General features: G+C 43.3%; 21 protein-coding genes and 3 pseudogenes. 14 read left to right on the forward strand and 10 right to left on the reverse strand.

Features of this window, described 5'->3' with window-relative positions:
• Positions 1–55: 55 nt before the first annotated feature.
• A pseudogene (locus ACLFWI_RS06320) lies at positions 56–250 on the reverse strand (ABC transporter); the annotation flags it as partial.
• 186 nt (positions 251–436) lie between these two features.
• On the opposite strand from ACLFWI_RS06320, the gene ACLFWI_RS06325 reads away from it, so the two are divergent.
• Complete coding sequence (locus ACLFWI_RS06325) at positions 437–727, forward strand: TetR/AcrR family transcriptional regulator C-terminal domain-containing protein (RefSeq protein ID WP_446412225.1); 291 nt, start codon at positions 437–439, stop codon at positions 725–727.
• Positions 728–942: 215 nt separating this feature from the next.
• Positions 943–2,880, forward strand: a complete 1,938-nt coding sequence (locus ACLFWI_RS06330) for a TolC family protein (protein ID WP_446412226.1) — start codon at positions 943–945, stop codon at positions 2,878–2,880.
• A gap of 195 nt (positions 2,881–3,075) precedes the next feature.
• Here the strand turns inward: ACLFWI_RS06330 and lptC are convergent, their stop codons facing one another.
• The 3 genes from lptC to ACLFWI_RS06345 all read right to left on the reverse strand — a co-directional run bounded on the left by lptC (position 3,076) and on the right by ACLFWI_RS06345 (position 5,673).
• Positions 3,076–4,188, reverse strand: coding sequence for an LPS export ABC transporter periplasmic protein LptC (lptC, locus tag ACLFWI_RS06335; RefSeq protein ID WP_446412227.1), 1,113 nt, complete (start codon positions 4,186–4,188; stop codon positions 3,076–3,078).
• Positions 4,189–4,409: 221 nt separating this feature from the next.
• Positions 4,410–5,027 (reverse strand): LabA-like NYN domain-containing protein, encoded by a 618-nt coding sequence (locus tag ACLFWI_RS06340; RefSeq protein WP_446354357.1) that lies wholly within the window; start codon positions 5,025–5,027, stop codon positions 4,410–4,412.
• Positions 5,028–5,331: 304 nt separating this feature from the next.
• Positions 5,332–5,673 (reverse strand): hypothetical protein, encoded by a 342-nt coding sequence (locus ACLFWI_RS06345; protein ID WP_446412228.1) that lies wholly within the window; start codon positions 5,671–5,673, stop codon positions 5,332–5,334.
• Between the two features lie 597 nt (positions 5,674–6,270).
• Here ACLFWI_RS06345 and ACLFWI_RS06350 point away from each other — a divergent pair.
• Positions 6,271–7,110 (forward strand): alpha/beta fold hydrolase, encoded by an 840-nt coding sequence (locus ACLFWI_RS06350; RefSeq protein WP_446412229.1) that lies wholly within the window; start codon positions 6,271–6,273, stop codon positions 7,108–7,110.
• Here the strand turns inward: ACLFWI_RS06350 and ACLFWI_RS06355 are convergent.
• Positions 7,087–7,881, reverse strand: coding sequence for a COP23 domain-containing protein (locus ACLFWI_RS06355; protein WP_446412230.1), 795 nt, complete (start codon positions 7,879–7,881; stop codon positions 7,087–7,089). The genes ACLFWI_RS06350 and ACLFWI_RS06355 overlap by 24 nt on opposite strands.
• A gap of 187 nt (positions 7,882–8,068) precedes the next feature.
• Positions 8,069–8,203 (reverse strand): hypothetical protein, encoded by a 135-nt coding sequence (locus ACLFWI_RS06360; RefSeq protein ID WP_446412231.1) that lies wholly within the window; start codon positions 8,201–8,203, stop codon positions 8,069–8,071.
• 136 nt (positions 8,204–8,339) lie between these two features.
• Between ACLFWI_RS06360 and crtR the strand changes: the two genes are divergently transcribed.
• Positions 8,340–9,248 carry a beta-carotene hydroxylase gene (gene crtR, locus ACLFWI_RS06365; protein WP_446407207.1) on the forward strand — a complete coding sequence of 303 codons (909 nt, stop codon included), beginning with the start codon at positions 8,340–8,342 and terminating at the stop codon, positions 9,246–9,248.
• A 115-nt stretch (positions 9,249–9,363) separates the two neighbouring features.
• Here the strand turns inward: crtR and ACLFWI_RS06370 are convergent, their stop codons facing one another.
• The 3 genes from ACLFWI_RS06370 to ACLFWI_RS06380 all read right to left on the reverse strand — a co-directional run bounded on the left by ACLFWI_RS06370 (position 9,364) and on the right by ACLFWI_RS06380 (position 11,322).
• Positions 9,364–10,281 (reverse strand): hypothetical protein, encoded by a 918-nt coding sequence (locus ACLFWI_RS06370; protein ID WP_446412232.1) that lies wholly within the window; start codon positions 10,279–10,281, stop codon positions 9,364–9,366.
• 165 nt (positions 10,282–10,446) lie between these two features.
• A complete protein-coding gene (locus ACLFWI_RS06375) occupies positions 10,447–10,914 on the reverse strand; it encodes a hypothetical protein (RefSeq protein ID WP_446412233.1) in 468 nt (155 codons plus the stop codon).
• Between the two features lie 171 nt (positions 10,915–11,085).
• The gene (locus ACLFWI_RS06380) at positions 11,086–11,322 is read right to left on the reverse strand and encodes a hypothetical protein (protein ID WP_446412234.1); all 237 of its coding nucleotides are present in this window, start codon (positions 11,320–11,322) and stop codon (positions 11,086–11,088) included.
• Positions 11,323–11,468: 146 nt separating this feature from the next.
• On the opposite strand from ACLFWI_RS06380, the gene ACLFWI_RS06385 reads away from it, so the two are divergent.
• From ACLFWI_RS06385 to ACLFWI_RS06430, 10 genes and pseudogenes are all read left to right on the forward strand, one after another.
• Entirely contained in the window at positions 11,469–12,242 is a 774-nt protein-coding gene (locus tag ACLFWI_RS06385) for a hypothetical protein (RefSeq protein ID WP_446412235.1), read from the forward strand.
• Positions 12,243–12,391: 149 nt separating this feature from the next.
• Complete coding sequence (locus ACLFWI_RS06390; RefSeq protein ID WP_446412236.1) at positions 12,392–13,441, forward strand: type IV pilin-like G/H family protein; 1,050 nt, start codon at positions 12,392–12,394, stop codon at positions 13,439–13,441.
• Positions 13,442–13,551: 110 nt separating this feature from the next.
• Positions 13,552–14,973 carry a serine/threonine protein kinase gene (locus ACLFWI_RS06395; protein WP_446412237.1) on the forward strand — a complete coding sequence of 474 codons (1,422 nt, stop codon included), beginning with the start codon at positions 13,552–13,554 and terminating at the stop codon, positions 14,971–14,973.
• A gap of 43 nt (positions 14,974–15,016) precedes the next feature.
• Positions 15,017–15,874, forward strand: a pseudogene (locus ACLFWI_RS06400) (serine/threonine protein kinase); the annotation flags it as partial.
• A gap of 105 nt (positions 15,875–15,979) precedes the next feature.
• Complete coding sequence (locus tag ACLFWI_RS06405; RefSeq protein ID WP_446412243.1) at positions 15,980–16,942, forward strand: type IV pilin-like G/H family protein; 963 nt, start codon at positions 15,980–15,982, stop codon at positions 16,940–16,942.
• A 430-nt stretch (positions 16,943–17,372) separates the two neighbouring features.
• A pseudogene (locus tag ACLFWI_RS06410) lies at positions 17,373–17,618 on the forward strand (serine/threonine protein kinase); the annotation flags it as partial.
• Between the two features lie 56 nt (positions 17,619–17,674).
• Positions 17,675–17,935 (forward strand): hypothetical protein, encoded by a 261-nt coding sequence (locus tag ACLFWI_RS06415; protein ID WP_446412238.1) that lies wholly within the window; start codon positions 17,675–17,677, stop codon positions 17,933–17,935.
• A gap of 47 nt (positions 17,936–17,982) precedes the next feature.
• Complete coding sequence (locus ACLFWI_RS06420) at positions 17,983–20,670, forward strand: AAA-like domain-containing protein (RefSeq protein ID WP_446412239.1); 2,688 nt, start codon at positions 17,983–17,985, stop codon at positions 20,668–20,670.
• A gap of 599 nt (positions 20,671–21,269) precedes the next feature.
• Positions 21,270–22,616: an AAA family ATPase gene (locus ACLFWI_RS06425; RefSeq protein WP_446412240.1), complete on the forward strand. Its 1,347-nt coding sequence runs from the start codon at positions 21,270–21,272 to the stop codon at positions 22,614–22,616.
• A gap of 11 nt (positions 22,617–22,627) precedes the next feature.
• Entirely contained in the window at positions 22,628–22,996 is a 369-nt protein-coding gene (locus ACLFWI_RS06430; RefSeq protein ID WP_446412241.1) for an RloB family protein, read from the forward strand.
• A 59-nt stretch (positions 22,997–23,055) separates the two neighbouring features.
• Here the strand turns inward: ACLFWI_RS06430 and ACLFWI_RS06435 are convergent, their stop codons facing one another.
• On the reverse strand, positions 23,056–24,573 hold the full coding sequence (locus tag ACLFWI_RS06435) for a glycosyltransferase (protein ID WP_446412242.1): 1,518 nt from the start codon (positions 24,571–24,573) through the stop codon (positions 23,056–23,058).
• Positions 24,574–24,976: the final 403 nt, after the last annotated feature.

The following is a 24,976-nucleotide window of genomic DNA, read 5'->3' on the forward strand; positions in this document are numbered from 1 at the left end:
TCCCCCTGCTCCCTCTGCTCCCCCTGCTCCCCCTGCTCCCTCTGCTCCCCCTGCTTTAAAAAATATCAGCCGGATCAGCAGCTTGGAGTCGGCGAGTCGCGATCGCACCTGATGCACCACACATGACAAATGTCAGCAGAAGCACAAAAATAGTCCGACTCAACGGCATCGCCAAAGGCAGTGCGGTTGCTGCGGCTGTAAGTTGATAAGCCGCTAATGCGATCGCTAAACCGGGTATAAACCCCAACAATCGCGGTTAATAGCCGCATTCGGTCATGTTTAAGCTGAAGTAGCCCTAGGGGAGTGCGCTGTTGTAACGTTTTGAGGAAGCCAAGCATGATGTCTAATTTGTCAATGAACCATGAACAATCAACAATGAACAATCAACAATGAACCATGACAAATTACTCGGTTTCAATCGTGACTGTTAACCTTGATGCGGTTAATCATTGGCGAGTCTGAGCGGTTTCCGGAATTAGCTCAAACCCATGTGCGCGAAATTATCAAACCCTTAATGGAACGGCTTTCCTTATACCTAGCCTCTCAACCCCAACTCAAATTGTCCGATCCCGTCGTCGCCGCCCGGATTTTTACCGGCTCTCTGGTTCATTACCTGATCGTGCAAAACATCCTACAGGGGGATGAAATTCTGCCCTTAGAGCGCGATCGCATGGTCAATGGTCTAATTCAGCTAATGGTGGCTGGGGGAGCCATGTTCCAGACGTAGCATGCTACGTCTGGGAGCTGGGGGAGATGTTAACTGGTCAGTTATTTCTGTCTTGTCGCACTAGATGCTGCTGATTGCTTGTGCCAAGCTTGATCGAGAGATTCTTGCCTTGACAGGTTTGCCAACCTCACAGATAAGCGATTATTCTGCCTATGGTGACTCTACTGATACAAGCAACATAATTTTTTTTAGACTAAAGACCCAACTTTAAACTTATGCCAACGTTTCGTGATTTTGTAGCTCTAGGTGTGGGGACTGCGATCGCTCTGATCTATACAAAACCAAGCGCCTCTCAAGATTTACCATCGCCGCTTAGCTTTCAACGTCAAGCCCCGACTCATCACTATGATGGGGTGACACAGAGAGGATTGACAACGGTTGCTCCCCAATCGACTGAGGAGAATGTATTCGTTGATACAGACGATGACCGACCAAAGACAGATGACAGATGGCAGATGACAGAAGGGATTGATCCTGATGCCCTCAGCACAAGCTTAGACGCGATCAAAAGGAAGCAACGTCATTTCCCCCGGAACACCATAGAGGAACCAACCCATGCTCAGACAAGTGAGTTCTTGAACTCTACAAGTGAACCCGTAACCTCTGAGACTGAACATTCCCCCAATTCCATAGAACTGGCTCAAGATTCTAAGCAACTCGTTACCCAACAGCCAGAGAATTCGATTGGTCAAAGCCCTGAATCCATTCCCTCCCTTCCCACGCTAGAGGAACCAGATACACCTTCACCCGACTTTCTCACACCAGAGATCGAACCTGTGCCGATACCGTCTACCACTCCTGATCTACCGATATCAGAATTACTCAATCCCAGTGCTAATCCATTGCTGTTTCCCACCGAAGTTGAAGAAGTTCAAGTGCAAACGACTCAGCCAATTACCCTAGAACAGGCAATAGAATTGGCACGGCGTAACAATCAAGATTTACAAGTGGCTAGACTTCAGTTAGAACGAACGGAGTTTGCACTGCAAGAAGCCCTAGCTGCCGAGTTTCCATCGATTAGCGCCATTGCCGAATTTACCCGAACTGAGTCGGAAACTGGGGGTCAGCAAGGTTTTTTACAAGAGCTACTGGGTCAGACGAATCAGACGAGCACATCGACAAACTTTGATACTAGACTGGAATTAAATTATGCAGCTTATACGGCTGGGCGTCGTCCTGCGGCTATTCAAGCTGCCGAACAACAGGTACGCTTCCAACAACTGGGTGTAGAAAGCATCTTAGAACAGCTACGACTAAATGTCACCAGTGCTTACTACGATTTGCAACAGGCAGATGCCGAAGTCGAAATTAGCCAAGCCGCGGTTAATGATGCGGCTCGCAGTCTACGGGATGCCCAGTTACTCGAACAAGCTGGCTTAGGAACTCGATTTGAAGTGTTGCAGGCGCAGGTGGAACTCGCCAATAATAATCAAGCGTTAACCAACGCCATTAGTCAGCAACGTATTGCCCGTCGCCAAATTGCACAATTGTTGAGTTTGGATCAGCAGGTGGGAATTTCTGCGGCTGATCCCATCGATGTGGCAGGGGACTGGGAACTTTCCCTCGAAGAAAGCATTATTTTAGCGTTGAAAAACCGGGCGGAGTTGGAACAGCAACTGGCACAACGCAATATCAATGAACAACAACGGCGCATTGCTCTAGCCGCCAATAAACCCCAGGTGAATCTGTTTGCCAGATATAATATTTCCGCCCAATTAGATGATAGTGATGGTCTGACAGATGGCTTGACCCTAGGAGCACGACTTCAGTGGGATTTCTTTGATGGAGGAGCCGCAAAAGCCAGAGCCAGACAAGCCGAAGCGGATGTGGCGATCGCCGAATCCAATTTTGCCAATGAACGTGACCAAATTCGCCTTGAGGTTGAACAAGCTTTTTTCCAGTTAACAGCTAGCCAGGAGAATATTCAAACGGCATCTTTTGCCCTAGAACAAGCACAAGAAAGCTTACGATTGGCACGGTTACGATTTGGTGCTGGGGTGGGTACTCAAACCGATGTAATTAATCAGCAAACGGCGTTAACTCGTTCCAGAGTCAACCTATTGACGGCAATTCTGGACTACAACCGAGCGCTCGCCCAGTTGCAACGAGCGATTAGTAATCTTCCCAATAGTATTCTTTTTGATGTGCCGTAGTCATTCGTCTTATGTTGATTGTTGATGGTTCATGGTTGATGGTTCATGGTTCATGGTTCATGGTTGATGGTTCATGGTTGATGGTTGATGGTTGATGGTTGATGGTTGATGGTTGATGGTTGATGGTTCATGGTTGATGGTTCATGGTTCATTGGTAATCCTCTTCCCTAGCTTCCCCATCTCCCCCATCTCCCTCTAGGGGATTATTTCGGTGACGACGCGATCGCTCGATCCACTCCTGACGATCATGCTCTGATCCTGTAATTTACCCACGGCGGTGGCTCCGGTGACATTAAAGGGGGGATCAACTTGTTTATAAATCACATTACCCGACGCCTGCATATTCTGAGTGGAAATGTCCCACCTAACCTGATTGGCATAAAGTTCGGCTTGATTGCGACTACCCACACCTTGGACACCCCCCTTTAAATTGGCGACTTCGCTCTCTAAATCCACCTGACCCTGATTCGCCGTAATCACCATATTCTCGTCCTGATGGACAATTTGAACAGGCTGATTTGAGCGGACTGTTTCCGCCTTGACATCCCAGATTGCCTCATTGCTAGATATTAAAATTGGGGGATCAATGGACGTAACCTGAACATCTTTTTTCAGGATCGCGACTTTGGTTTTTAGGTTATAGTCCGTCTGGTTAGCGACTGCGCGATCGGTTACAGTATTATCTTTATACCGTTCGATATGAGTCCGTTGATCCCCAATTAACTGTTGCCCTTTGATTTGCCAAAGTAACTGCTCTGTTTTCAGTTGCACATTGGGATCTTTCGAGATTGCCTGAACAGAACCTTTAAGTTCCATTTGCTCTTGGCGGGTTAAATACTGTCCTTCATTAGCCGTGACCTCGATTTGTTCAGGATGGCGTCCCTCTAAGTTTCGGCGTACTACTAACAACTCATCCTGGGGTAACCACTCCAATTCCTCACCCTTAAAAACCGCGCCATTGCGGGTATCGGTAGCCGTAATATCTCCTTGCAGAAAGATTTGTTTCCCATCTTCCCGAACTTCCCCACTCTTGGCTGATACTTTTAAAATAACCTTTCCATCCTGAAATAAATCACCAATAGGCTGTTCAACTTTAGCTATTTTTTTGTCTTTAGTATAGGTTGCTTGGTTAGCTTTTACCCGCCATAAAGGACGACCTTGTTCATCAGCTTGCTCCAAGGTAACATTGTTGAATACAAGAGATCCTTCAATATCGGTAGACTCTGTATCTTGTTGAATTTTCTTGACCGTTTGATTGTCAGTCTGACAGCCGAAGATTGGAGCATAAACCAATAGACAGAGGCTCACTGCAAAACATCGTTTCCAACTCAAAATCATTGGAGCTAGCTTATTGAAATTTTGATGATGAGTCATTAGTCCTTATCGCTAAAAACTCAGGACTAATGACTCATAACTCATGAGTAAGCTGTCATGAATTCAAATTCGGGTATGAGTAGCGAGTAATATGCTCGCATTACCAGAATTTCGCCATTGCCATTATTGACAATAACGTTTCCATGACGAACAGCTTAATGACCCATGGAAGGATCTCCGGGATCATCCATCATACCAATACCGGATAAAGGACGATAGGTATAGTTTTGTCGTGGGGATTTGCGAATACTTTCTTGAATCTGATCCAGATCAATATACCGATCCGCGACATTAATCAGACTATCGCTAGTCATTGAACGTAAACTAACCACCTCAACCCGCACTCCTCGATAACTGACGGCATCTACCGCATAAGCTAAATCACCATCACCACTGACGAGAATGGCAGTATCATAAGACCCCACTAATGCCATCATATCGACAGCAATTTCGACATCTAGATTCGCTTTTTTCGAGCCATCGGGTAACTGCACTAAATCCTTAGCAATGACCCGGTATCCATTACGGCGCATCCACAGCAAAAACCCTTGCTGCTTTTCATTGGTGCGATCAACACCGGTGTAAAAGAAGGAGCGCAGTAATCGTGAACCAGCCGTTAAACGAACCAACAGTTTGGTGTAATCAATTTCAATGCCTAATTGCAGGGCTGCATAAAATAGATTTGATCCATCAATGAATATGGCAACCCGACCGCGATTTTCTAAAACTTGTTCAGGTGTAAAAATGGGATCGGTACTAAAATTATTCAACATGATTTTTATGCCTCAGTTTTTTATGCAAGAAATAGATGCCTCCTTCCCAACCATCTTTTCGTTTAGTCAGCCGTCAGAGTGATTTTGGCTGAAAACGACGGAACACTATTAGGCTTCCATCGCCCAAAAACAAGTGGTGATGTCCTTTAGCGATCATTCGCTAACGTTCCCCAATGCCGAGGAATGACTGATGTTACAGGATCTTAAATGAGAGTTTTTTGGTTAAAGTTTCTCTCGATTGCCAGGTTTTTGGTAGATATCGATGTTTATGGGAATAGTCAGCACGAGTAGACAAGCTGTTAGTCTAACTGATTCCCCGATACTGTACAAGACCTGCACAGTTAAGGTAGTGTTTCCGTATCTTGGACAAACTGTCAAACTCTTGTTTGACAAGGAATTGGTTAAATGAGTTAAGGGAATTAATTCCCCAAATGATGGTTTTGCCGACTTGCCTCAAGGCGAGGACAGTCTCCATATTAGCCATGCGATCGCTTAACCATTGCTGGATAGATTCTAGACCATGATCTGTCCTCCTGTATTTGTGGATACTCTCTACCCTAGCCTCTTGGTCATCGGGACTCCTCTTACCTAGGCTTTGGCGCAGGAAGTCCCTGAGTTTGTGGGCTACCTTGCTTTTAATGGTCAATGTGTTTCTTTGAGTCCGATTAGAAGTCATCGATTGTTTACAAAAACACCCTCCCTTATTTGGTTGTTATGGTATATCCAGTTGGCTTTACTTAGCATTTTGCCCCAAAAAAGTATTAAATACTACAAAATATTAACAAACTTTACTCAATTTTGTTTAAAGATGCTTGAACTAACTAAAAAAAAGGAGTTATTTCTCAATATAAGGAATTATTTCGTTGAATTTAGGATAGCGCCAGCTGATCTCGAGGTTGAGTGACAGGTCAACGGAACTGAGATTAGCCAAAGGCAGCCGTAGAGGTAAGACCTTTCCTTTTGTCGTCTATTCATATAATAGCGATTTTGTCAACTCCTGTGGTTAAATTGGGGATTGAGCAATTCTCCCTCATCTTCTAATTGTTCCCATCGTCTCTACCATTTCAATCATCCCCACCTTGAGAATAGTTGCCAGTCAGCCGTATTACGGCTTATTGTAAAGAAAGATTAAATAACTATCCCGAAGGGTTGTGTCAGGACTAATCGATACAGATCTCAGCTTTAGCCGAGAAAGCCCCTAGGGGGGAAATCGTCTAGTATAAGCGAAGGCTACCTAAAGTCAATGATGCCAGAGCTAAAAAGTCATCCTTATTTTCTGAGACCGCGATCGCCAAATCCGGATTATCCCTTGTTCGTCTATTTATCGGGGATGGATGGAACCGGTCAGCTCTTGCGATCGCAGATACCCAACTTAGCCACAGCGTTTGATGTTCGGTGTTTGGTCATTCCTCCCCACTATTTGAGTCACTGGCAAGACTTAGCCAATCAGGTAGCTAGCTTAATTGCCACAGAACTCAGCCACAGACGCAGCCAAAGCGTTTATCTGTTTGGCGAGTCTTTTGGTGGCTGTTTAGCCCTAAAGGTTGCCCTCACCGCCCCCCATCTGTTGCACCGAATCATTTTAAGTAACCCAGCCACATCCGTGAGTCAACCCTCTTGGTTGCTGTGGGGATCACAATGGTTAGGTGTATTGCCCGATAATGTTTATCACCTATCTACTTTGACATTGTTACCCGTCTTATCATCCCTCAATCGGATGATTCCCAGCAATCGCCGCGCCCTCTTAGAGGCGATGCGATCGTTACCCGCAAAAACCATGCATTGGCGAGTATCCATGCTGAGGAATTTTAAAGTTGATCCAGGAGAACTCGAACAGTTGACTCAACCCGTCCTCATCCTCGCCAGCGCTGCGGATCGCTTGTGGTCTTCAGTTTTAGAAGCCAAATCCTTAGTCAACTATCTGCCAAACGCTACGATGTCAGTGCTGCCGAAGTCAGGTCATGCCTGTTTACTAGAAACAGATGTCAATCTCTTCGAGATTTTAAACCACCAAAATTTCTTAGATCTCACTGTTCCTCAGCCCGAAATTGAACCCGATTTATCGGAAATTATCGGGGTTTAGGCGGGGAGTTGATTGTACAGGTGTCCCCTGACGCAATTGAGTTCCTGTTCCACCATCAGCCGGATCAAGAAAAGGTCGCAAATTGATCGACTCAGAATTCGGTCTCGACGGTTGACCCATTCCCAAGACTGACAACCCCTGATTTAACACCTGATTGAGCAAATCTGAACGGTTATCATTTTCAATAAATGTGGTTACAGCATCCGTCGATTGACCACTATCAGCAACAGTCAAATTTTCAAACACGCGATCGCGAGTAAGTTGAGGATCTTGACCTGGCGGTACAGTCAGGACGATTTGACAGTCTAGGTTCTTCTGCGTGGTGACACAAATAATGTCGTAGTTATTTTCCGTCGCTGTCCGCATTTCCAATAATCCATCCGGTCGATAAAACTCCAAACGACGGCTAATTTCATTACATCGGCGTTCTGGAGTCCAACCCCCACCCATCAAACTCGGAGTCGCCCACGCATAAGCTTGATCAGGTTGACTTTCGGGGTGATACATCACCGTATACTCCCCCTCAAAGAATTGGCAGGTGAATCGAGGGTCATCAGTGTTATTCTGAGCAACGGTAGCATCACGCTGAAGCTGATTTTGAACGGGGAGGTTTTGGTTGACAGGGTTGACGGCTAAACCATTGGTACTAGCGAGGACAATGGCTAAACTTGCTGACCAACCCGTGGTTCTTAACCCCAAAGACACCCTATTGGCTAACCGATTGCGGGTCATCCGAGTAAAGGGAACAGGGAATCTGGAAGAAACTTTCATGGTCTGGATACGTTGTGGATAATCGACTACTTATGAGGTTAAGACCATAGCAGTGCAATCAGAGGTTCCCTGGATACTTCAGTAATTGGTCATTGGTCATTGGTCATTGGTCATTGGTCATTGGTCAAGTCGGGGCGGGTTTAGTTACATCTGGGTGTAACCGAAAAGATAGTAGTGAAACCCGCCCCTACACAATTTGCCCCATCTGACACACCGAGCGTGTTACCGAGCGAAGTCGAGGTAAGTCGAGGTGTTCCCCATCTCCCCCAGCTCCCCCAGCTTCCCCATCTTCCCCATCTCCCTCATCTCCCAGACGCGCCATGGCACGTCTCTACCAAAGATGTTAAGCTTATCAGTCGGTCAATTTTGATTAAATGACCTGATGTCAACAAAACTTTATAATTCTGTTAAGACATCTTATACTACCAAAGGATAGTTAATAAGGAGTACAAACAACGATGTCGGAGGCAATCAAGCCACTGACCGTACCCAGAGAATTCTTGGGTGCCCCCGAAGATTTTAATCTAACGTTACTAATGTTCATAGTAGCGATGGCTCTGATAGTCTTCTCGACCTGCGGTTACTGGCTGTGGGAGTTACCCGCACCCTTGTGCTTTGGGATTAATGTCCTAGCATTGCATATGGCGGGTACGGTAATCCATGATGCCTCTCACAATGTCGCCCACAAAAATCGGATCGCGAATGCGCTGATGGGTCATGGGAGTGCGTTGATGTTGGGATTTGCGTTCCCAGTGTTTACCCGGGTACACATGCAGCATCATGCCAATGTGAATGATCCAGAAAACGATCCCGATCATTTTGTATCAACGGGGGGTCCTCTGTGGTTAATTGCGGCACGCTTCTTTTACCATGAGGTCTTTTTCTTTAAGCGTCGCTTGTGGCGCAAGTATGAACTGCTGGAATGGTTCTTGAGCCGAGCTTTTGTGGCAGGGGTGATTTACCTGGCGTGTTACTATGGCTTTTTGGGCTATATCATGAACTTTTGGTTTACCCCAGCCTTGGTTGTCGGATTGGCATTGGGCTTGTTTTTTGACTATTTACCCCATCGCCCCTTCAAAGAACGCGATCGCTGGAAAAATGCCAGGGTTTATCCTAGCCCCATCCTGAATATTATGATTATGGGTCAGAATTACCATTTGATTCATCATCTGTGGCCCTCTATTCCCTGGTATAAATATCAAGGAGCCTATCGAGCCACTCAGCCTTTATTAGAACAAAAGGGCTGTCATCAGTCATTGGGACTGCTAAAAGGCAAAGATTTCTTAAGTTTCGTCTATGATATTTTCCTGGGTATTCGTTTTCACCATAAAGGATCGGGGCAAACTCGTGATCCAAAATCCGGATGAGCGACCCCTTTTTGGTGGGGAAAAGATTCCAGGTGAGAAGATTCTACGGAAAAAGTACCCACGCTAAAAAGGGGATTACAAAAGCGGATTTGGTATGAGATCGTGGTCGGTGATCTTAATTATCCCATTGAGTAATTGGCTCAAAGGAATTGAAAAACTGAGCCGCTTGATAATACGTCTCCTCTGGCTGCTGTTGACTCGCTCTCAAAACATACAGGCGATCATCTACCCAATACAACTTGTAAGTCATCACTTGATTGGGGGTTCTCAGTTGAAAGGATCGACCGGGATAACCATCCAGAGAAATCCGGCGATCGCGTCGTAATTGAGCGTCCGTTTCGGCTAAAATTTGGTCGCGGACTTGGCGTAACTTGGCTTCTGGATCAGCTAACGTGGTTTCTTCAGAATAAGCGATAACGAATCTTTGGGGAGCTTGATTCACGCGATACGCTTCTAGGTCAAGATCAGTCGCTTGGTTGGCTGGAACGGCGGTGACATCTGTTGGCTTTTTGGGTAGAGAAACCGCAAATTCTCCCTGAGTGGAAACAACTCTTATCCATCCCGTTTCTGGATCACGCAGCGTCAGCAGACTATCTGGATGATCTCGATTTTCCCAGTAGGCTTGCTCTTCAATCGTGAGTACATCCTCTTCCGATTCATCTTCATCGCGTCTTTCTCTGAGCCTGTCAATGAGTCGTTCTAGCTTTTCTTCGCCTTCCTCAAAGAAATCGGGGTGTTCATATATACCATGGGGTGGTAAGGGTTGAGGAGGTTCTTGATCAGGAAGGTCTATATTCGGATTCTGATCTGATGGTAAGGGTTGCGGCGTTTGCGAGTTAGGATTCCTGGGAATTTGGGCTTGGGCAAACGCTGAATGGGTCAAGCCTAGATTCGTTAGCACCAGGGCGATGGCTAGAGTCCCTAGTTTGGCAACGGTAGAACCCACGCCTAGTCTAGACTCTGACCCTTGAGATTGAGGAGTGCGATCGGGTAAACGCGGTAATTTTGAATACTTGTTGCGTTGAGTCGTCATACTTTTACCTCCATTTATATTTGGTTTACATTCATTCTAAAAAAAATAGAAGGGTTTACCTTCTATCAATGGGCTTATGTCTGGCGACAAATTAACACATCTCTATACCTGGGTTCGTAGTAGCCACTTTAGTGGCAGAAGCGCTTAAGCGCTGACTACAAACAGTTAATTTAGCTCAGAGTGGGATTTGTTCGTCAACCAACTCTCTCCATGGTCTTGATTTTCCCAGTACGCTGACTCTTCAATTGTGAGTACCTCCTCTTCGGAAGAATCTGGCGTATTCTGGAGTCTTAACTTGTCAATTTGTTCCTCAAACTTTTCGTGTCCTTCTTCAAAGAAATCAGGATGTTCATAGAGAGCGGGAATTGGTGCAGGTCGCACAGGTTCTACGTTTAGCTCACGCCTTGGCAATCTAGGAGAGGGGAAAGACTGCGGTGTTGGCGAGTTTATCGTACTATTTCCCGGAACTTGAGCTAAAGTTGCTCCCAGATTAGTTAATCCAACCGCAATGGCTAGGGTGAGGACTTGGGCTAACGTGGAGCCTGCTAATCGTTTTGCCCCTATCCTCTGAAGCGGAAAATAGCGATGGAGGAAACGAGGCAACTTTGAATAGTTCTCGTTTCTAAGTTGCATGGTTGCACCTATGTATCTTTTTAATTCTATTTTATTTTGGCAACAAATAAACTTTGTATTTTATTTACAAAATGATACGACCTTGGTTGACTATTTTGTATAAAAATATCACTTTTTGAAGTTAATAAATACACCCGAATGGGTGAAAGTGATACCCGCATGGGTGAAATTTTAAACCTTAATATCAATAATGACGAAATCCTTGTTGTAGTGTGTTAAGCGAAGCCATGCCGCAGGCTTTGCATCTTGCTCACTGCATTGAGCATCTTGCTCACTGCATTGAGCATCTTGCTCCCTGCATTGAGCATCTTGCTCGCTACCTATTCCCAATTTAAAGGCGTGACAGCGTATGAAAGGCAAAAGCGACTGAAAAAAGACCAGGTGATAAAAATGGGACACCCATTGCATAAGCCTCTGAAGTTGGAGAGATATAGTCCAGTAACCTGATCTCAACGAAGTCAATGAGAAGTCGATGAGTTCTCGAATAACTCCGATGGGATCTCAAAGACGGGACTGATTAGATGGGAGATAACACGAGTTGCTGGAGAATACCGATGACACAAAAGCCAAGCCTAGATTTGACTCTGCTCCCTCTGACACCTGCTCCCCTGGTTCTTTATAGGGGTGTCCCCGTAAAGCCGCAGCCGCCGAGACTATCTTGGCTGAAGGTGACAGGAGGTACAGTCGGTTTACTGCTAATGCTGACATTACCCGCCCTGGCTTGTGGTGGATTGAATAGAGGATGGTTATTTGGCTCTAGTCTAATTACACTTCCGGCTATGTCATTGATGTACGGGTATGGATTACCCCTATTGGCTACGGTTTTAATTGAATCTTTTATCCTGTGCAAACGAGAGTTAATTCCTTTCCGAAAAGCTTTTGTGATAGCAGGGTTGGCGAATGGATTTTATCTATTGGCTAGTTTGGTTAGTTGGGTTTCTTTAAGTGTAATGTTTCCTCTGGCTCTCATTGGCTCGATTTTATCGGCGGCGATGTGTCTTTCATTCTGTCAGCGTCGGGGATATTTGAAGAATATTAGTCAAGGGATGTTTAGGTTTTGTGTTTATCTTTTCTTCATGGCTTTGGGCTTTGCTACGTTATTCCTGATTAGCGCCATGGATAGTTCGGAAAACCTAGATTTTCTGTATGCTGTGACAGCCGGGTTACTGCTGATTGGTTTTATTTTGGGTTTTGTAACGAAGGGGTTTGCGATCGCAGGTTTATTAAAGCAGAAGCATCCTAATCTGGCAATGACGGTTATGTCGATGCAAGTGGGTTCCTTTGGAATTATTCCCATGGCTTATTATTTGATGCAGCTTCAAGCTTAGGTAGGCGTTGGTTTAATTGAGAAACGCAGAGGACGCAGAGGTTAGCGCAGAGGTACGCAGAGGGAGAGAGAGGTGAAAGGGGCAATGATTGATTTTTGGCTTTAAGTTGGGTGGTTTTGTACGGTTTACTTTGGAGGAGAGAGAGTTAAATGCTTGTTGATAAAAACAGTGGTTATAGTTGTGGCTGGTTAGCTTTGCTAGGAATCATCGGAATTGGCTTTATGTTCCTATTAGTTAGTCCATTGATTATGGTTAACCCTAGTCAAGAAAAACAATACGAAGCAAAAGAATATACTGGTTCAATGAATCGCGCCCAGCAAAATTATTTTTTAGAGAAAAGTAATTTTACGAATAATATTGGTGAACTGGGACTCGGTATTAGCACTGAAACCACAAACTATACCTATTCAACTTCTGCCACTATTTTGAGTTCGATTAACTATGGCGTTTCCCGCCAATCCGATTTAAAGAGTTATGTGGGTGGTGTATTTTTGGGTGACGCTGAAGAAACAGGAGAATTAACAACATTTGCGATTCTGTGTGAGACAAAAGATAAGGGTACTAATCGCCCTCCAGCACCAATTGTAGAAGATGGTAGGCTTCAATGCGCTCCGGGTACGGAAAGTCTTAGTGGAGGGGATCAAGAGGTTTTTTTCGGAGAAGATGGGAAGTTAGTATATATTTCAGCTAATTACGCGAAAGCTGGTAAGTATAATCAAGCCCTTGATACTGTGGAAACGATCACCGAAGAAGGTTTTAAGGCAAAAGCATTGCAGATTATTGCAACAGAATTAGTTGCGGCTGGTGAGTCTGAGCAAGCCTTGAGAGTGACTCGTAATATCTCCGATGACTCGATTAAGAGTAATACTATTCAAGCGATCGCACTCAACTTAACTGATGCTGGTGAGTCTGAGCAAGCCTTGAGAGTAACTCACAGTATCACCGATGAGTCGATTCAGAGTAAGACTATCCAAGCGATCGCACCTTATTTAACCACAGCAACTGAGCATGAGCAAGCGATTCAGGTGGCTAAAACGATTACAGATTATCAACAAAAAGCCAAAGCCTTGGATGCCATTGTACGCCGATTAGTTGCTACAGGGAACGATGAACGAGCGGTTCAGATTGCTCAAACTATCCAATCTTACTATGGCGGTAAAGAGAAGGCAATGGCAGCAATTGAAGGTTATAAACGTTGACAATAATACCTAAAACATCATGAACATTATCTATCTTGTCCGGATTGTTTTTGTATATTTGGATGTTTCACAACTTTGAACAGTTACAGCAATAGAGGCGGTCAATCGTTATGAAAACTAATCTCTTATTTAACCCCAAGCAATGCTTAAAGGAACATTACCAACTGCAACAGCAAATAGGGAATAATGCAGGGCGTCAAACCTGGTTAGCTCAAGACTTACAGTCGGGTGAACAGGTGACAGTTAAGTTACTGGCGTTTAATCCTCAAATGGAGTGGGATGAGTTTAAGTTATTTGAACGAGAAGCAGCGGTGCTGAAGCAACTGAATCATCCTCGAATTCCTCAATATCGGGATTATTTTTCCTTGAATCAAAAAATTGGGGCGGGGTTATGTTGGTTTGGCTTAGTGCAGGATTATATCCCAGGCAAATCTTTACAGCAGTTACTGAATGAGGGAAAGCGGTTTACGGAGTCACAGGTTCGTTCTATTGCTAAACAAGTGCTGGAGATTCTCATCTATTTACATGGATTAAATTCACCTGTATTACACCGAGATATTAAGCCGAGTAATCTGATTTTAGGAGAGGATAAGCAGATTTATTTAGTTGATTTTGGTGCGGTGCAAGATAGTGCGGCGGTAGAAGGAGTGACGTTTACCGTGGTGGGAACGAGTGGATATGCACCCTTAGAACAGTTCTGGGGACAAGCGGTTCCGGCTTCTGATCTTTATGCCTTGGGCGCGACGTTAATTCATCTATTAACAGGTGTTTCTCCGGCTGATTTGCCCCAACAAAATTTACGCATACAATTTCGGGAGCAGGTGAGTATTAACTCTCAGTTGATCAGTTGGATTGAAGCCTTGACGGAACCGGACTTAGATTTGCGCTTGAGTTGTGCTAGCCAAGCTCTTGATACATTGGAAACCGGGCGATCGATTTGTTATCCTTTGGAATCCGTTTATCCACCTTTTTCAACGCGAATTAAACTCAAAAAATCTCTACATCAGCTTGTCATAAAATTTCCGGCTAAAAAACTATTTTTTTCTGTGTGCATTTTAGTTTTCGGATTTAAATTAATTCTATGCATCGGTTTGTGCTTGCTATTTACTGTTATATCTTTTTCTACACTCTTATCTGGAGTGTATACAATGGTAAATTTTTTCACGTTAATCGCTGGAAACCTCGACTCATTGTCTTGGCTAGTTATAAGTATTGTCGTATTTTTATCATCTCTAATTTTTGGACAGAAAACATTAAAAGGATACTCAGAAATTAAAAGAGGAATTGATGGTTTCATTTTACCTAATTTTTGTGCTTATCAGGTAACTTTTGACAAAAGCAGCTTTTTTGTTTGTGATCAATTCAATTTTCATTTGTTACTTTCAGAAATTCAACAAGTCAGCTCAGATTATTTTAAGCAGGCAATCTATCTAAAAACGAGAAAGAAAAATTACTGTTTAGCTCATTACCTAAAACCCTCTGAAGTAAATTGGTTGGTTTATGAAATTAAAGATTGGCTGGCAGATTGTTAGGAACGAATGAAACCCTATTAGTTAAGATTTGAAGGAATTAATTATGTTAAGTGCGGGACAAATTTTACGCGATCGCTATCAGCTACAAAAACCGTTAGGACACAATGCAGGGCGGCAAACTTGGTTAGCGATGGATACACAAGCCTCACCGCCAACAGCCGTTGTAGTTAAATTGCTGGTGTTTAATCCCCAGATGCAATGGGATGAGTTGAAGCTGTTTCAACGAGAGGCTCAAGTTCTTAAGAATCTCAACCATCCTCGCATTCCGAAGTATCTGGATTATTTCTCAGTGGATGATGTTGAAGCGGGTTTAGAAGCATCTTCTATCGACAATAAAAATAGTGATCAGTCTAAGGTAAACGGATTACCCTGGTTTGCTTTAGTGCAAGAGTATATTCCCGGTAGTTCTCTCAAGCAGTTATTAGATCAAGGGAAACAGTTTAAGGAGAATCAGGTGCGTCATTTTGCTGAGGATTTGCTCAAGATTTTAATTGATTTACACGAATTGAGTCCGCCTGTTCTCCATCGTGATATTAAACCCAGTAATCTAATTTTAGGGAACAATAACCAAATTTATTTGGTAGACTTTGGTGCTGTGCAAGACAAAGCTAAAGCTGAAGGGGTTACATTTACAGTAGTGGGAACCAGTGGTTATGCGCCCCCCGAACAGCTATGGGGAAAAGCTGTACCTGCATCAGATTTATATGCCTTGGGTGCGACTTTAATTCATTTATTAACAGGGATTCCGCCATCTCAATTACCCCAGCAGCGAATGCGGATTAAGTTTCAAGATAAAGTCAGAATTAATCCGAATTTTGCTAACTGGATTGAGCAGTTAATTCAACCTGCACCGGAAAGACGTGTGAGTACGGCACGTCAAGCGTTTTCTTTGCTGCAATCCTGTTTTATTTATCACCAGAATCAAATTCCTGTGCAACAATCAATAAACCGTTCATCGGATACGAAAAGTGGTTACGGTTGTGGCTGCTTGGCTTGGCTAGGACTAATGGGAATTGGCTTTATTATCCTAGTAATTCCTTCATTTATTAATAGCGCTGATAAAGCAAAGCAATCCGAAGCAAAACAGTATGTTGGTTCCATGAATCGCGCCCAGCAAGCTTATTTTTTAGAGGAAAGTAATTTTACGAATAATATTGGTGAACTGGGACTAGGCATTAGCACTGAAACCACAAACTATACCTATTTAACTTCTGCCACTCTTTTGAGTTCGATTAACTATGGCGTTTCCCGCCAATCCGATTTAAAGAGTTATGTGGGTGGTGTATTTTTGGGTGACGCTGAAGAAACAGGAGAATTAACAACATTTGCGATTCTGTGTGAGACAAAAGATAAGGGTACTAATCGCCCTCCAGCACCAATTGTAGAAGATGGTGTGATTCAATGCGCCCCGGAGACAGTAAATCTTTATGGAGAGGATGAAAAAGGAATTTTTATCGGGGAAGATTCGACTTTAGCTTATCGTTCGGCTAATTACGCGAAAGCGGGTAAGTACAATCAAGCCATTGATACTGCGGAAACGATTACAGAGAGTTGGGTTAAAGTCAAAGCACTTGAGGTTATTGCCACGGAGTTAGTGGCGATGGGTAAGTCTAAGCAAACTTTGACAATCATTGAAAAGATACAAGCGATCGCACTCCAGTTAACTGATGCTGGTGAGTCTGAGCAAGCCTTGAGAATAACTCATCATATCACTGATGACTCGATTCGGAGTAAGACCATCCACGCGATCGCACCCTATTTAACCACGTCTGCTGAGTATGAGCAAGCCATTCAGGTAGCTAAAACGCTCACAGACTATGAACCAAAAGCTAAAGCCTTGGATGCCATTGTACGCCGATTAGTCGCTACAGGGAACCCTGAACGAGCGGTTCAGATTGCTGAAATCATCCAATCTTATTATGGTGGTAAAGATCGAGCACTGGCGACAATTGAACGTTATAAAAATTAACGTTAATCGGCAATTTATAGCAGTACGCTCTTGCGTAGTTACAGTACAAATGTTCTAAAACACTCCTGGTAAAGCCTCCATTTCTAATGTGTAAATACACCAGCGCGTAGGGCTATACCAAACCGGGTAGGGATGTTCCGGCGAAAGTCCCGATAACCTGAAACTGTACCCAGTAAACAGAATAGAGCCGTTTTATCAAAAAAGGCAATAAGGAAGATGAGATAATTGTAAGTCAGGGCAGGTTTAGTCATACCTAGGTTAAGGTAAGAAGTAAACTACCCGCCGCCAGTTAAGACGCTCACGCCGTAACCGCAAAACTTGTACCTGGTGTAATCAGAAAAAGAATGGGTATTCCTATGCACAGTGATAACAGTAAAACTTGTCCCTACACAGGCGTCAGATACCGTCAACCGTTATCAGAGGTAATCTCGTGTTCAATCCCAATCAATGCTTAAAGGAACGTTACCAACTGCAAGAAAAATTAGGACGCACGGCTGCAGGGCGACAAACTTGGTTAGCGACGGATTTACAATCTAATGAACAAGTGACGGTTAAGCTATTAGCTTTTAGCCCGGAAATGCAGTGGGAAGAACTTAAACTCTTTGAACGTGAGGCACAAGTTTTACAAGCCCTGAATCATCCCCGAATTCCCCACTATCGGGATTATTTTTCACTGCCGCATTCCTAGTATTATTTGCTGGAATAGCTATATCGTTTGTGCGGTTAAGCAACATGGGTGAAAAAACTTACATTTTATTTGAGCGAAATCGTAATTCCTTAGAAATAAAACGACGAAGTTGGTTTTCTTATTATGATCAGTATCGGATAAAAATTACAAGTATTGGCAATGCTTTTTTAATGAATAGAGGCTTTACGTATGAAATTTTAATTCCTACAATTGATGATTGTATTTACAAGCTTGGTGGTGCTTTAGGTGAAAGGGAAAGTGCCTGGTTACTGCAAGAAATCTTAACTTGGCTTGATTTTAAATAAAACTGTTAAGTATATTTGAAAAAAATAATTTAAAAATCTAATAAATCATGCACTATTACCCTTACCAAATTGGTGGTAGTCTTCCTGAAGATGCCCCTACCTATATCATCCGACAAGCGGACACGGAACTCTATGAAGGGCTTAAAAGCGGAGAATTTTGTTATGTCCTTAATTCCCGACAAATGGGTAAATCTAGTTTACTGGTTCGCACCATGCAAAAGCTATCTGCGGAAGGATTTGCCTGTGCTGCAATTGATTTATCGGATATTGGTAGCCAATCCCTGGATCAGTGGTATGGCGGTGTAGCCTATCAGTTTTTGAATAGCTTTAATCTATTCAATCCCCTGGAATTTATGGACTGGTGGCAAGGGCGAGACTGGATGTCTCCTGTGCAGCGATTGAGTGAACTTGTTTCCACTGTACTGCTGAAACAGTTATCTCAACCTATTGTTATTTTTATTGATGAAATCGATAGCATTCTCAGCTTGCAGGAAGCTGCCGATGATTTTTTTGCCTTTATTCGCGCCTGCTATAATAAACGCGCCCAAAATGTTGACTATCAGCGGCTTACGTTTGCCTTAGTCGGAGTTGCTACGCCATTGGATTTAATTAGTGATCCTACCCGCACCCCATTTAATATTGGTCGGGCGATAGAGTTGCAAGGGTTTCAATTTCCGGATTGTCAACCGTTGATTCAGGGATTAACGGGACATGTTAATCATCCTCAAACTGTCTTACACGAGATTTTAGACTGGACAGGTGGACAACCCTTTCTCACCCAAAAACTTTGTCAGTTAGTGGTGCAATATTCAAGCCTAGTAGGGGTGAATCACTCGACTATCAATGATTCAAGGGACGATTTAAATTCACCCTTAATTGGGCAAATTGTCCAATCCAAAATCTTGGAAAACTGGGAATCTCAAGATGAACCTGCTCATATCCGAACTATCCGCGATCGCATCCTCAAAAATGAGCAATTGGCGGGTCGATTATTGGGACTTTATCAGCGCATTTTACACCAGGGAGAACTGATTGCTGATGACAGTCCCGAACAAGCCCAATTATGTCTCAGCGGGTTAGTTGTTCGTCAAGGCGGAAAACTACGAGTAAAAAACCGAATTTATCAGTCTATTTTTACCCCCAATTGGGTAGAAAACGCCCTAGCTGAATTACGTCCCTACAGTGAAGCGTTAACCGCTTGGTTTGCCTCAGATTGCCAAGATGAGTCTCGATTATTGCGCGGACAGGCTTTACAAGATGCTCAAGATTGGGCGACGGGGAAAAGTTTAAGCGATCGCGATTATCATTTCCTCGCCGCATCTCAAGAAGCAACCCTGGCACAATTACGACAAATCGAAAGCCAAAATCAAGCAGAAATTAAACAACTGCGTCGCGAAAAAGAATTACTGGAAGAATTAACAAAAGAACAACAGCAACGAAAATTAATCCAAGCGAAATTAAATCGGGAACAGCAGTTGAGATTTCAATATCTCACGGGGGCGGCGGCGGTGATTATAACCCTATTGATGGGTGTATTTTGGGTTAAACCCTCGATTGAAGAACGGAATATTAAAATCAATACCCTGAGTTTATTATCCGAATCCCTTTTAGCCACCAATCAAACGCGAGATGCACTCATCGAAAGTATTCGCGCAACCAAAGAACTTAAACAGTCCCTTGGCGTGACAGCAGATACTAAAATGCGGGTGATTATGGCATTCAATCAAGCGATTTCGAGTTTCAGTCAGCCGAATAGTTTACCCGGACATTCTTCCCCAGTGACTCAGTTTCGGTTTAGTCCGGATAGTCAGATGTTGGCTGTCGCCTATAAGGATGGTACGGTAAAGCTGTGGCATCATCGGAGTGATCCCGATAAATCTAACCGAGTTTATATTTTACAGGAAGCAGGCGATCGCATCATTAATCTCAGCTTTAGTTCTGATAGCCAAACCCTCGCCAGTGCTAGCGCTGATGGTACGATTCAAGTTTGGGATCAAAAGGGTCAACGACAGGCAACTGTAAAAGTTGATGCAGGTAATATAACCAGTATCAGTTTTAATCCCAACCGTCAACAAATTGCCGTTAGTACCGATCAAGAGATTCAACTGTGGCAATATCTGGAGGATAAATTATCGCAAACGTTAACTCGTCCCAATATTTCCCATGTCAGTTTTTCCGCCAACGGTGATAAACTAGCAACTGTAGATCACCAAGGCGCGATCGCACTGTGGCGGTGTCGGGATGGTACGTTACTCCACACCTTTGATACAACCAACGATGCTATTATCGATATCCAATTTAGTCCCAATAGTCAACTTATTGCCTCTAGCAGTACAGAGGGTACAGTAAGACTTTGGCGTAAAAATGGCACATTGTTGAATATCTTACAACATACCAAACCAGTCACCAGCTTTAGCTTTAGTGCGGATAACCAAATCTTAGCGACGACAAGCACCGATAACCGCGTCAGACTCTGGCATCAAAATGGTACATTACTCAAAGCCTTACCGAGTCATAAAAATCCAGTCGCCAAGGTTAGCTTTTCCCCCGATGGTGAACAATTAGCATTAGCGAATCCAGATGGAACAGTTAGCTTGTGGAATTTGAATCTGAACCACCTGTTGCAGCAAGGGTGCATTAGCTTAACCAGAAGCGACAATAGTGTTCACGCTAAGACTGATTCTGATGCATTCCACCTTTGTCAAAGGTATCCTCCTGTAAATATAGATAGATAAACCTTAACCTGTAGGGTGGGTTAGGCGGTGTTAAATTGAGGAAACAAATCATTTAATTCTCGCTCCGCCGTAACCCACCACCTTATCCTTTATTCAGCGTTAACAAAAGATAAGGGCGAGTCAACAAAATTAATGGATTTCTCCTTAACGATAATGAGGTTAAAAGGGGTACGCATGATGGAAAGCACGTAATGTTCAGGAAGCGCGAGGGCGTTAGGTTACTCAAAAACAAGGCTCCGTCTAGGTTCCAAAGACCCAAACTCTCGTTGACCTGCACCTGATACAACCAGTGTGGGTGAGTGCGATCGCGGCGAAAGTAGTATACCATCTATACTGAAAGGGATAAATTGCTCAAGAATTAAGTATTTAGGAGATTTTTGCTCCTAAAATGCCGTTTTAGCCTACTATAGATAGAATAAGTAAGTAGGTGGGGACAATTAAAGTTAACGGTGGGGAACTCGCTTTCGCGAGAAGCAAGCTACGTCATTCGTCATTCGTCATTCGTCATTTGTAAGGGTTTGAGGCTTGTTAACATAACTTAATATGGTTGAGTTTATTTCCACCAACCTACTTAGTGGGATACAGATAGGTGAAGAATCATGCTGATTCAACTAACTTTACAAAACTTTTTATCTTTTAGAGATGAAGTTACGTTCAGTATGCTAGGCGTTAACAGTGACCAAAAACATTTAGAACATCTGGCTAACAATGCAGCCGGGAAAGATCGCTCACTGCTACCACTCGCCGCAATTTATGGGGCAAATGCAGCAGGTAAATCAAATCTTATAGAGGCTGTAAAGTTTGCCAAAGATTTAGTTGTAGAAGGAACTAGAAGCACTCAATCAATTCCAGTTATCCCATTTAAACTGGGAAATTATAGTCAAAAATCCAGTAAATTTGAATGTATATTTACGTATCAAGGCATCCAGTACTCTTATGGATTTAGATTGAATAGAGAACAAATTTTTGAGGAATGGCTTTATGGTATTCCTCATGACAAAAAACAAGAAGTAATGTATTTTGAACGCATCACTTCTTCAAAAAAAGAAACAAGCTTGGACTATGGCACGCCTCTTAAAGGTAGAAGTAATAAACGCAAACAATTCCTTGATTTCGTGGCTGAAGGGACTCGCCCTAACCAACTTTTTTTAACAGAAGCGATTGACCGCAATGTTGATGTATTAGTTCCGGTGGCTAACTGGTTTAGAGAAGCACTGACTATTATTCCAGCCGAGGCTGACTATCCGGGATTAGAAATTGGCATTCTCAGTGATGAATCATTTACCGATTTTCTCAGTGAGTTTCTTCGGTTTGCTGGAACAGGGATTGATTCGATTAGCACTGAGGAAGCTGAACTCGATATTGATTATCATTTCCCCAAAATACCTAAAAGGGTTATAGATGATTTAATTCAAAATCTTAATGATGCGGATAGAGAAGCACTAGCAATAATAGGGAGTAATAGTCGAGGAAAACGGTATATAATTCGCAAAAATAAAGATGGAAAATTAGAATTGATTCAATTAAAAACTCAACATCGCGATGAAAACGGGAATCTGATTGATTTTACGATTGAAGAAGAGTCAGAAGGCACTCAACGTTTGCTTAATCTTATCCCGACTCTCTTTCTTTTAAAGCAAGAATCTGAAAAAGTCATTTTTTTAGATGAACTTGATAGACGATTACATCCGCTACTGTCTCATTTTTTTGTGCAAACAGCAATAAACTGTAGAGAAAAAAGTAATCAATTAATCTTTACAACTCATGACACTAACCTACTCGATTTAGATTTACTGCGACGGGATGAGATTTGGTTTGTTGAAAAGAATCAGCAAGGTGCATCAAGTCTTTATTCTTTAGCCGAATTCAAAATCAGACCCGACTTGAAAGTTGAAAAAGGTTACTTAAACGGTCGTTTTGGTGCTATTCCTTTTTTTATGATCTAAACGACGATGATATGCTTTGGCTGGTATTTGATGTAGATCGTTGGACGTCTCAAAATTTAAGTTCAGTTTGTCGTGAAGCTAAACAAAAAAATTATTATTTAGCTATTAGTAACCCCTGTTTTGAAGTTTGGTTGTGCTTGCACTTTTCAGATTTAGAGTCCCAGGATAAAAGTTGCCAGGATTTCAAGACAAGGCTAAAAGTCCTTTTAGGAAGTTACAATAGTAGTAAACTTGATCTATCTTTATATGAACCCAAAATTGCGGATGCGGTAGCTCGTGCCAAGCAGCTACATCCAACAGCGACACAAAATTGGTCTCCTACACCAGGAACACACGTATATCGGCTCGTTGAAATTCTTCTACAAAGCTTGAATAAGTGACAGTCCTGATGACACCACATTGCCCTGTCCCTACCGCCAAACCTGAGTAAATTCACCTCCTACGATGAAGACAATGACGATTGGAAATAGAGTTCCTTCAACTCGTCCAACGATACATCATTTTCAGGTCGCGGATCACGAAAATAAGGATGAATCCGCAACAATTCATCAGGACGACGGGCGTTAGGTGAGGCGAGAATTTCCTCGATTAAATGCAGATAATCTATCGCCGTTGTCTTCCAAGTGTAATAGTTCCATATATGCTCACGACAGGCGTTATGGAACCACTCCCACCGTTGAGAATCACTGAGAACATCTTCTAAACCTTGAGCAATTGCTGCTGGATTCTCTGGATCAATAAAAATACCATAAACCTCATCTCCCTCTCGTAAACTCTCCCTTAAACCACTATTTTTAGTCACGACTAATGGTAACCCAGCTAAAGCGGCTTCTATCGGACCCAATCCAAAAGGTTCATGGTGAGACGTGAGAGCAAATACAGAATGACGTTGAGCAAAAAATCGATAAGCGGCGGCGAGGGCGGGTTGATCTGGGAGACTAAAGGCACTGATTTTACCCCGTAAGTTATTATTGTTGACAACTTCTCGTATGGGAATGAGTATCTCCTTTTCTGCTGTATGATTGCTAACCGGTTCCCGCAGTGGGTTGTCTTCTCCCTGAGTAAAAATAACCAGATTGGCTTTTTCTTGCAGCGTTTCACTCTCAGCAAAGGCTTGGACTAAACCCAGATGATTCTTTTTCGGCGCTAATCGACTCGCCGCGATAATCGCAGGCAAATCCTGCCGCCCTTCATCAATGTCTTGCGCTAATCGTTCTTGAATTAATTGATAGGTTTCTTCCTCGTTGGGGGAACTGGTTTCAATATCGAACAATGAAGGGTCAACTCCCGGTGGAATTTCGGCAAAACGAGCATCATTGTTGACATCAACTGCCCCTCGATAGGCAGGATGAGCGTATTGTTTAAACCGTTCTTGATCCGTTGTACTGGTAATATTGACAGCCGAGCGATTCATACTCAAGCGTTCAGCCACAATGCGGCGTCCGAAGTGATAATACTCGTCCATCTCTTGGAGATTTTCGGGCGTGACTTCGAGTTTATCCATCTTCAACGCCCCTAGAGAATGAGCAGTAAAGGTGAAAGGAATACCAACTTCAGCTTCAATTAAAACCCCAGATATGCCACCATCAGCATAATGGCTGGTCATCACATCAGGAAAGTTCCCTTCCTCTTGATAAAATTGTAGGATATTGGGTATCCAGTCTCTCACCAGATGTGACCAGAGTAATTCTTTGCGGAGAAATTCTTTGGGTCCAGCAGGTAAGCGGATAATCCGAACATTGGGCGCATCGGGATAGTGATCAAATTTCTCGGAAAATTCAGACCACTCTGGGTCAATAATCTGGCGCGTGAGAATATCTACGTTATGACCGTGCTTTGCCATCTCCACCGCCACATTTTTCACATAGATGAGCTGACCCCCGAAATCCGGATGTTCAGTCCAGTAACTATCATGGCGATCAAAGTTACCTTGTGGGTTAAGAAATCCAATATGCATAATAAAAACTCACTAAAATTAAATTAATTTATCCATCATAGCCCTAATTCTTGGGAGCATCCCCATTTGGCACGTTGGCTCTTTGAATGGGGCTGAAATCCTTGCAATTGCGTTATTTGAGGTAATGCTTTGTCCAAAACGGGATGCTCCCTAATTCTTTGGATACAAACATTACCCTTATACCCCCTCCCTCATAAGCTGTCATGCATTTAAATTGGGTATTAGTAAGCTAAAACGCATTTAAATTGTGTATTAGCTGTTGCCTGTTGCCTGTTGCATGTTGCCTTTCAGGGTTTTGGGTATCCCAATTTAAATGCCGAACAGCTTAGCGAGCAAGATGCTTATTAGTAGCGAGCAAGATGCTTATTAGTAGCGAGCAAGATGCTTATTAGTAGCGAGCAAG

The sequence above is a fragment of the Coleofasciculus sp. genome (genome assembly GCF_046539235.1).
Classification (GTDB): Bacteria; Cyanobacteriota; Cyanobacteriia; order Cyanobacteriales; family Coleofasciculaceae; genus Coleofasciculus.

What these genes read in the sequence shown, in the direction of transcription:
- ACLFWI_RS06325 (WP_446412225.1), top strand. Translation starts at nt 437, where the DNA reads ATGCGGTTAATCATTGGCGAGTCTGAGCGGTTTCCGGAATTAGCTCAA.
- ACLFWI_RS06330 (WP_446412226.1), top strand. Translation starts at nt 943, where the DNA reads ATGCCAACGTTTCGTGATTTTGTAGCTCTAGGTGTGGGGACTGCGATC.
- ACLFWI_RS06340 (WP_446354357.1), bottom strand. Translation starts at nt 5,027, where the DNA reads ATGTTGAATAATTTTAGTACCGATCCCATTTTTACACCTGAACAAGTT.
- ACLFWI_RS06350 (WP_446412229.1), top strand. Translation starts at nt 6,271, where the DNA reads ATGATGCCAGAGCTAAAAAGTCATCCTTATTTTCTGAGACCGCGATCG.
- ACLFWI_RS06355 (WP_446412230.1), bottom strand. Translation starts at nt 7,881, where the DNA reads ATGAAAGTTTCTTCCAGATTCCCTGTTCCCTTTACTCGGATGACCCGC.
- ACLFWI_RS06360 (WP_446412231.1), bottom strand. Translation starts at nt 8,203, where the DNA reads ATGGCGCGTCTGGGAGATGAGGGAGATGGGGAAGATGGGGAAGCTGGG.
- crtR (WP_446407207.1), top strand. Translation starts at nt 8,340, where the DNA reads ATGTCGGAGGCAATCAAGCCACTGACCGTACCCAGAGAATTCTTGGGT.
- ACLFWI_RS06370 (WP_446412232.1), bottom strand. Translation starts at nt 10,281, where the DNA reads ATGACGACTCAACGCAACAAGTATTCAAAATTACCGCGTTTACCCGAT.
- ACLFWI_RS06375 (WP_446412233.1), bottom strand. Translation starts at nt 10,914, where the DNA reads ATGCAACTTAGAAACGAGAACTATTCAAAGTTGCCTCGTTTCCTCCAT.
- ACLFWI_RS06380 (WP_446412234.1), bottom strand. Translation starts at nt 11,322, where the DNA reads ATGCAATGGGTGTCCCATTTTTATCACCTGGTCTTTTTTCAGTCGCTT.
- ACLFWI_RS06385 (WP_446412235.1), top strand. Translation starts at nt 11,469, where the DNA reads ATGACACAAAAGCCAAGCCTAGATTTGACTCTGCTCCCTCTGACACCT.
- ACLFWI_RS06390 (WP_446412236.1), top strand. Translation starts at nt 12,392, where the DNA reads ATGCTTGTTGATAAAAACAGTGGTTATAGTTGTGGCTGGTTAGCTTTG.
- ACLFWI_RS06395 (WP_446412237.1), top strand. Translation starts at nt 13,552, where the DNA reads ATGAAAACTAATCTCTTATTTAACCCCAAGCAATGCTTAAAGGAACAT.
- ACLFWI_RS06405 (WP_446412243.1), top strand. Translation starts at nt 15,980, where the DNA reads ATGGGAATTGGCTTTATTATCCTAGTAATTCCTTCATTTATTAATAGC.
- ACLFWI_RS06415 (WP_446412238.1), top strand. Translation starts at nt 17,675, where the DNA reads ATGGGTGAAAAAACTTACATTTTATTTGAGCGAAATCGTAATTCCTTA.
- ACLFWI_RS06420 (WP_446412239.1), top strand. Translation starts at nt 17,983, where the DNA reads ATGCACTATTACCCTTACCAAATTGGTGGTAGTCTTCCTGAAGATGCC.
- ACLFWI_RS06425 (WP_446412240.1), top strand. Translation starts at nt 21,270, where the DNA reads ATGCTGATTCAACTAACTTTACAAAACTTTTTATCTTTTAGAGATGAA.
- ACLFWI_RS06430 (WP_446412241.1), top strand. Translation starts at nt 22,628, where the DNA reads ATGCTTTGGCTGGTATTTGATGTAGATCGTTGGACGTCTCAAAATTTA.
- ACLFWI_RS06435 (WP_446412242.1), bottom strand. Translation starts at nt 24,573, where the DNA reads ATGCATATTGGATTTCTTAACCCACAAGGTAACTTTGATCGCCATGAT.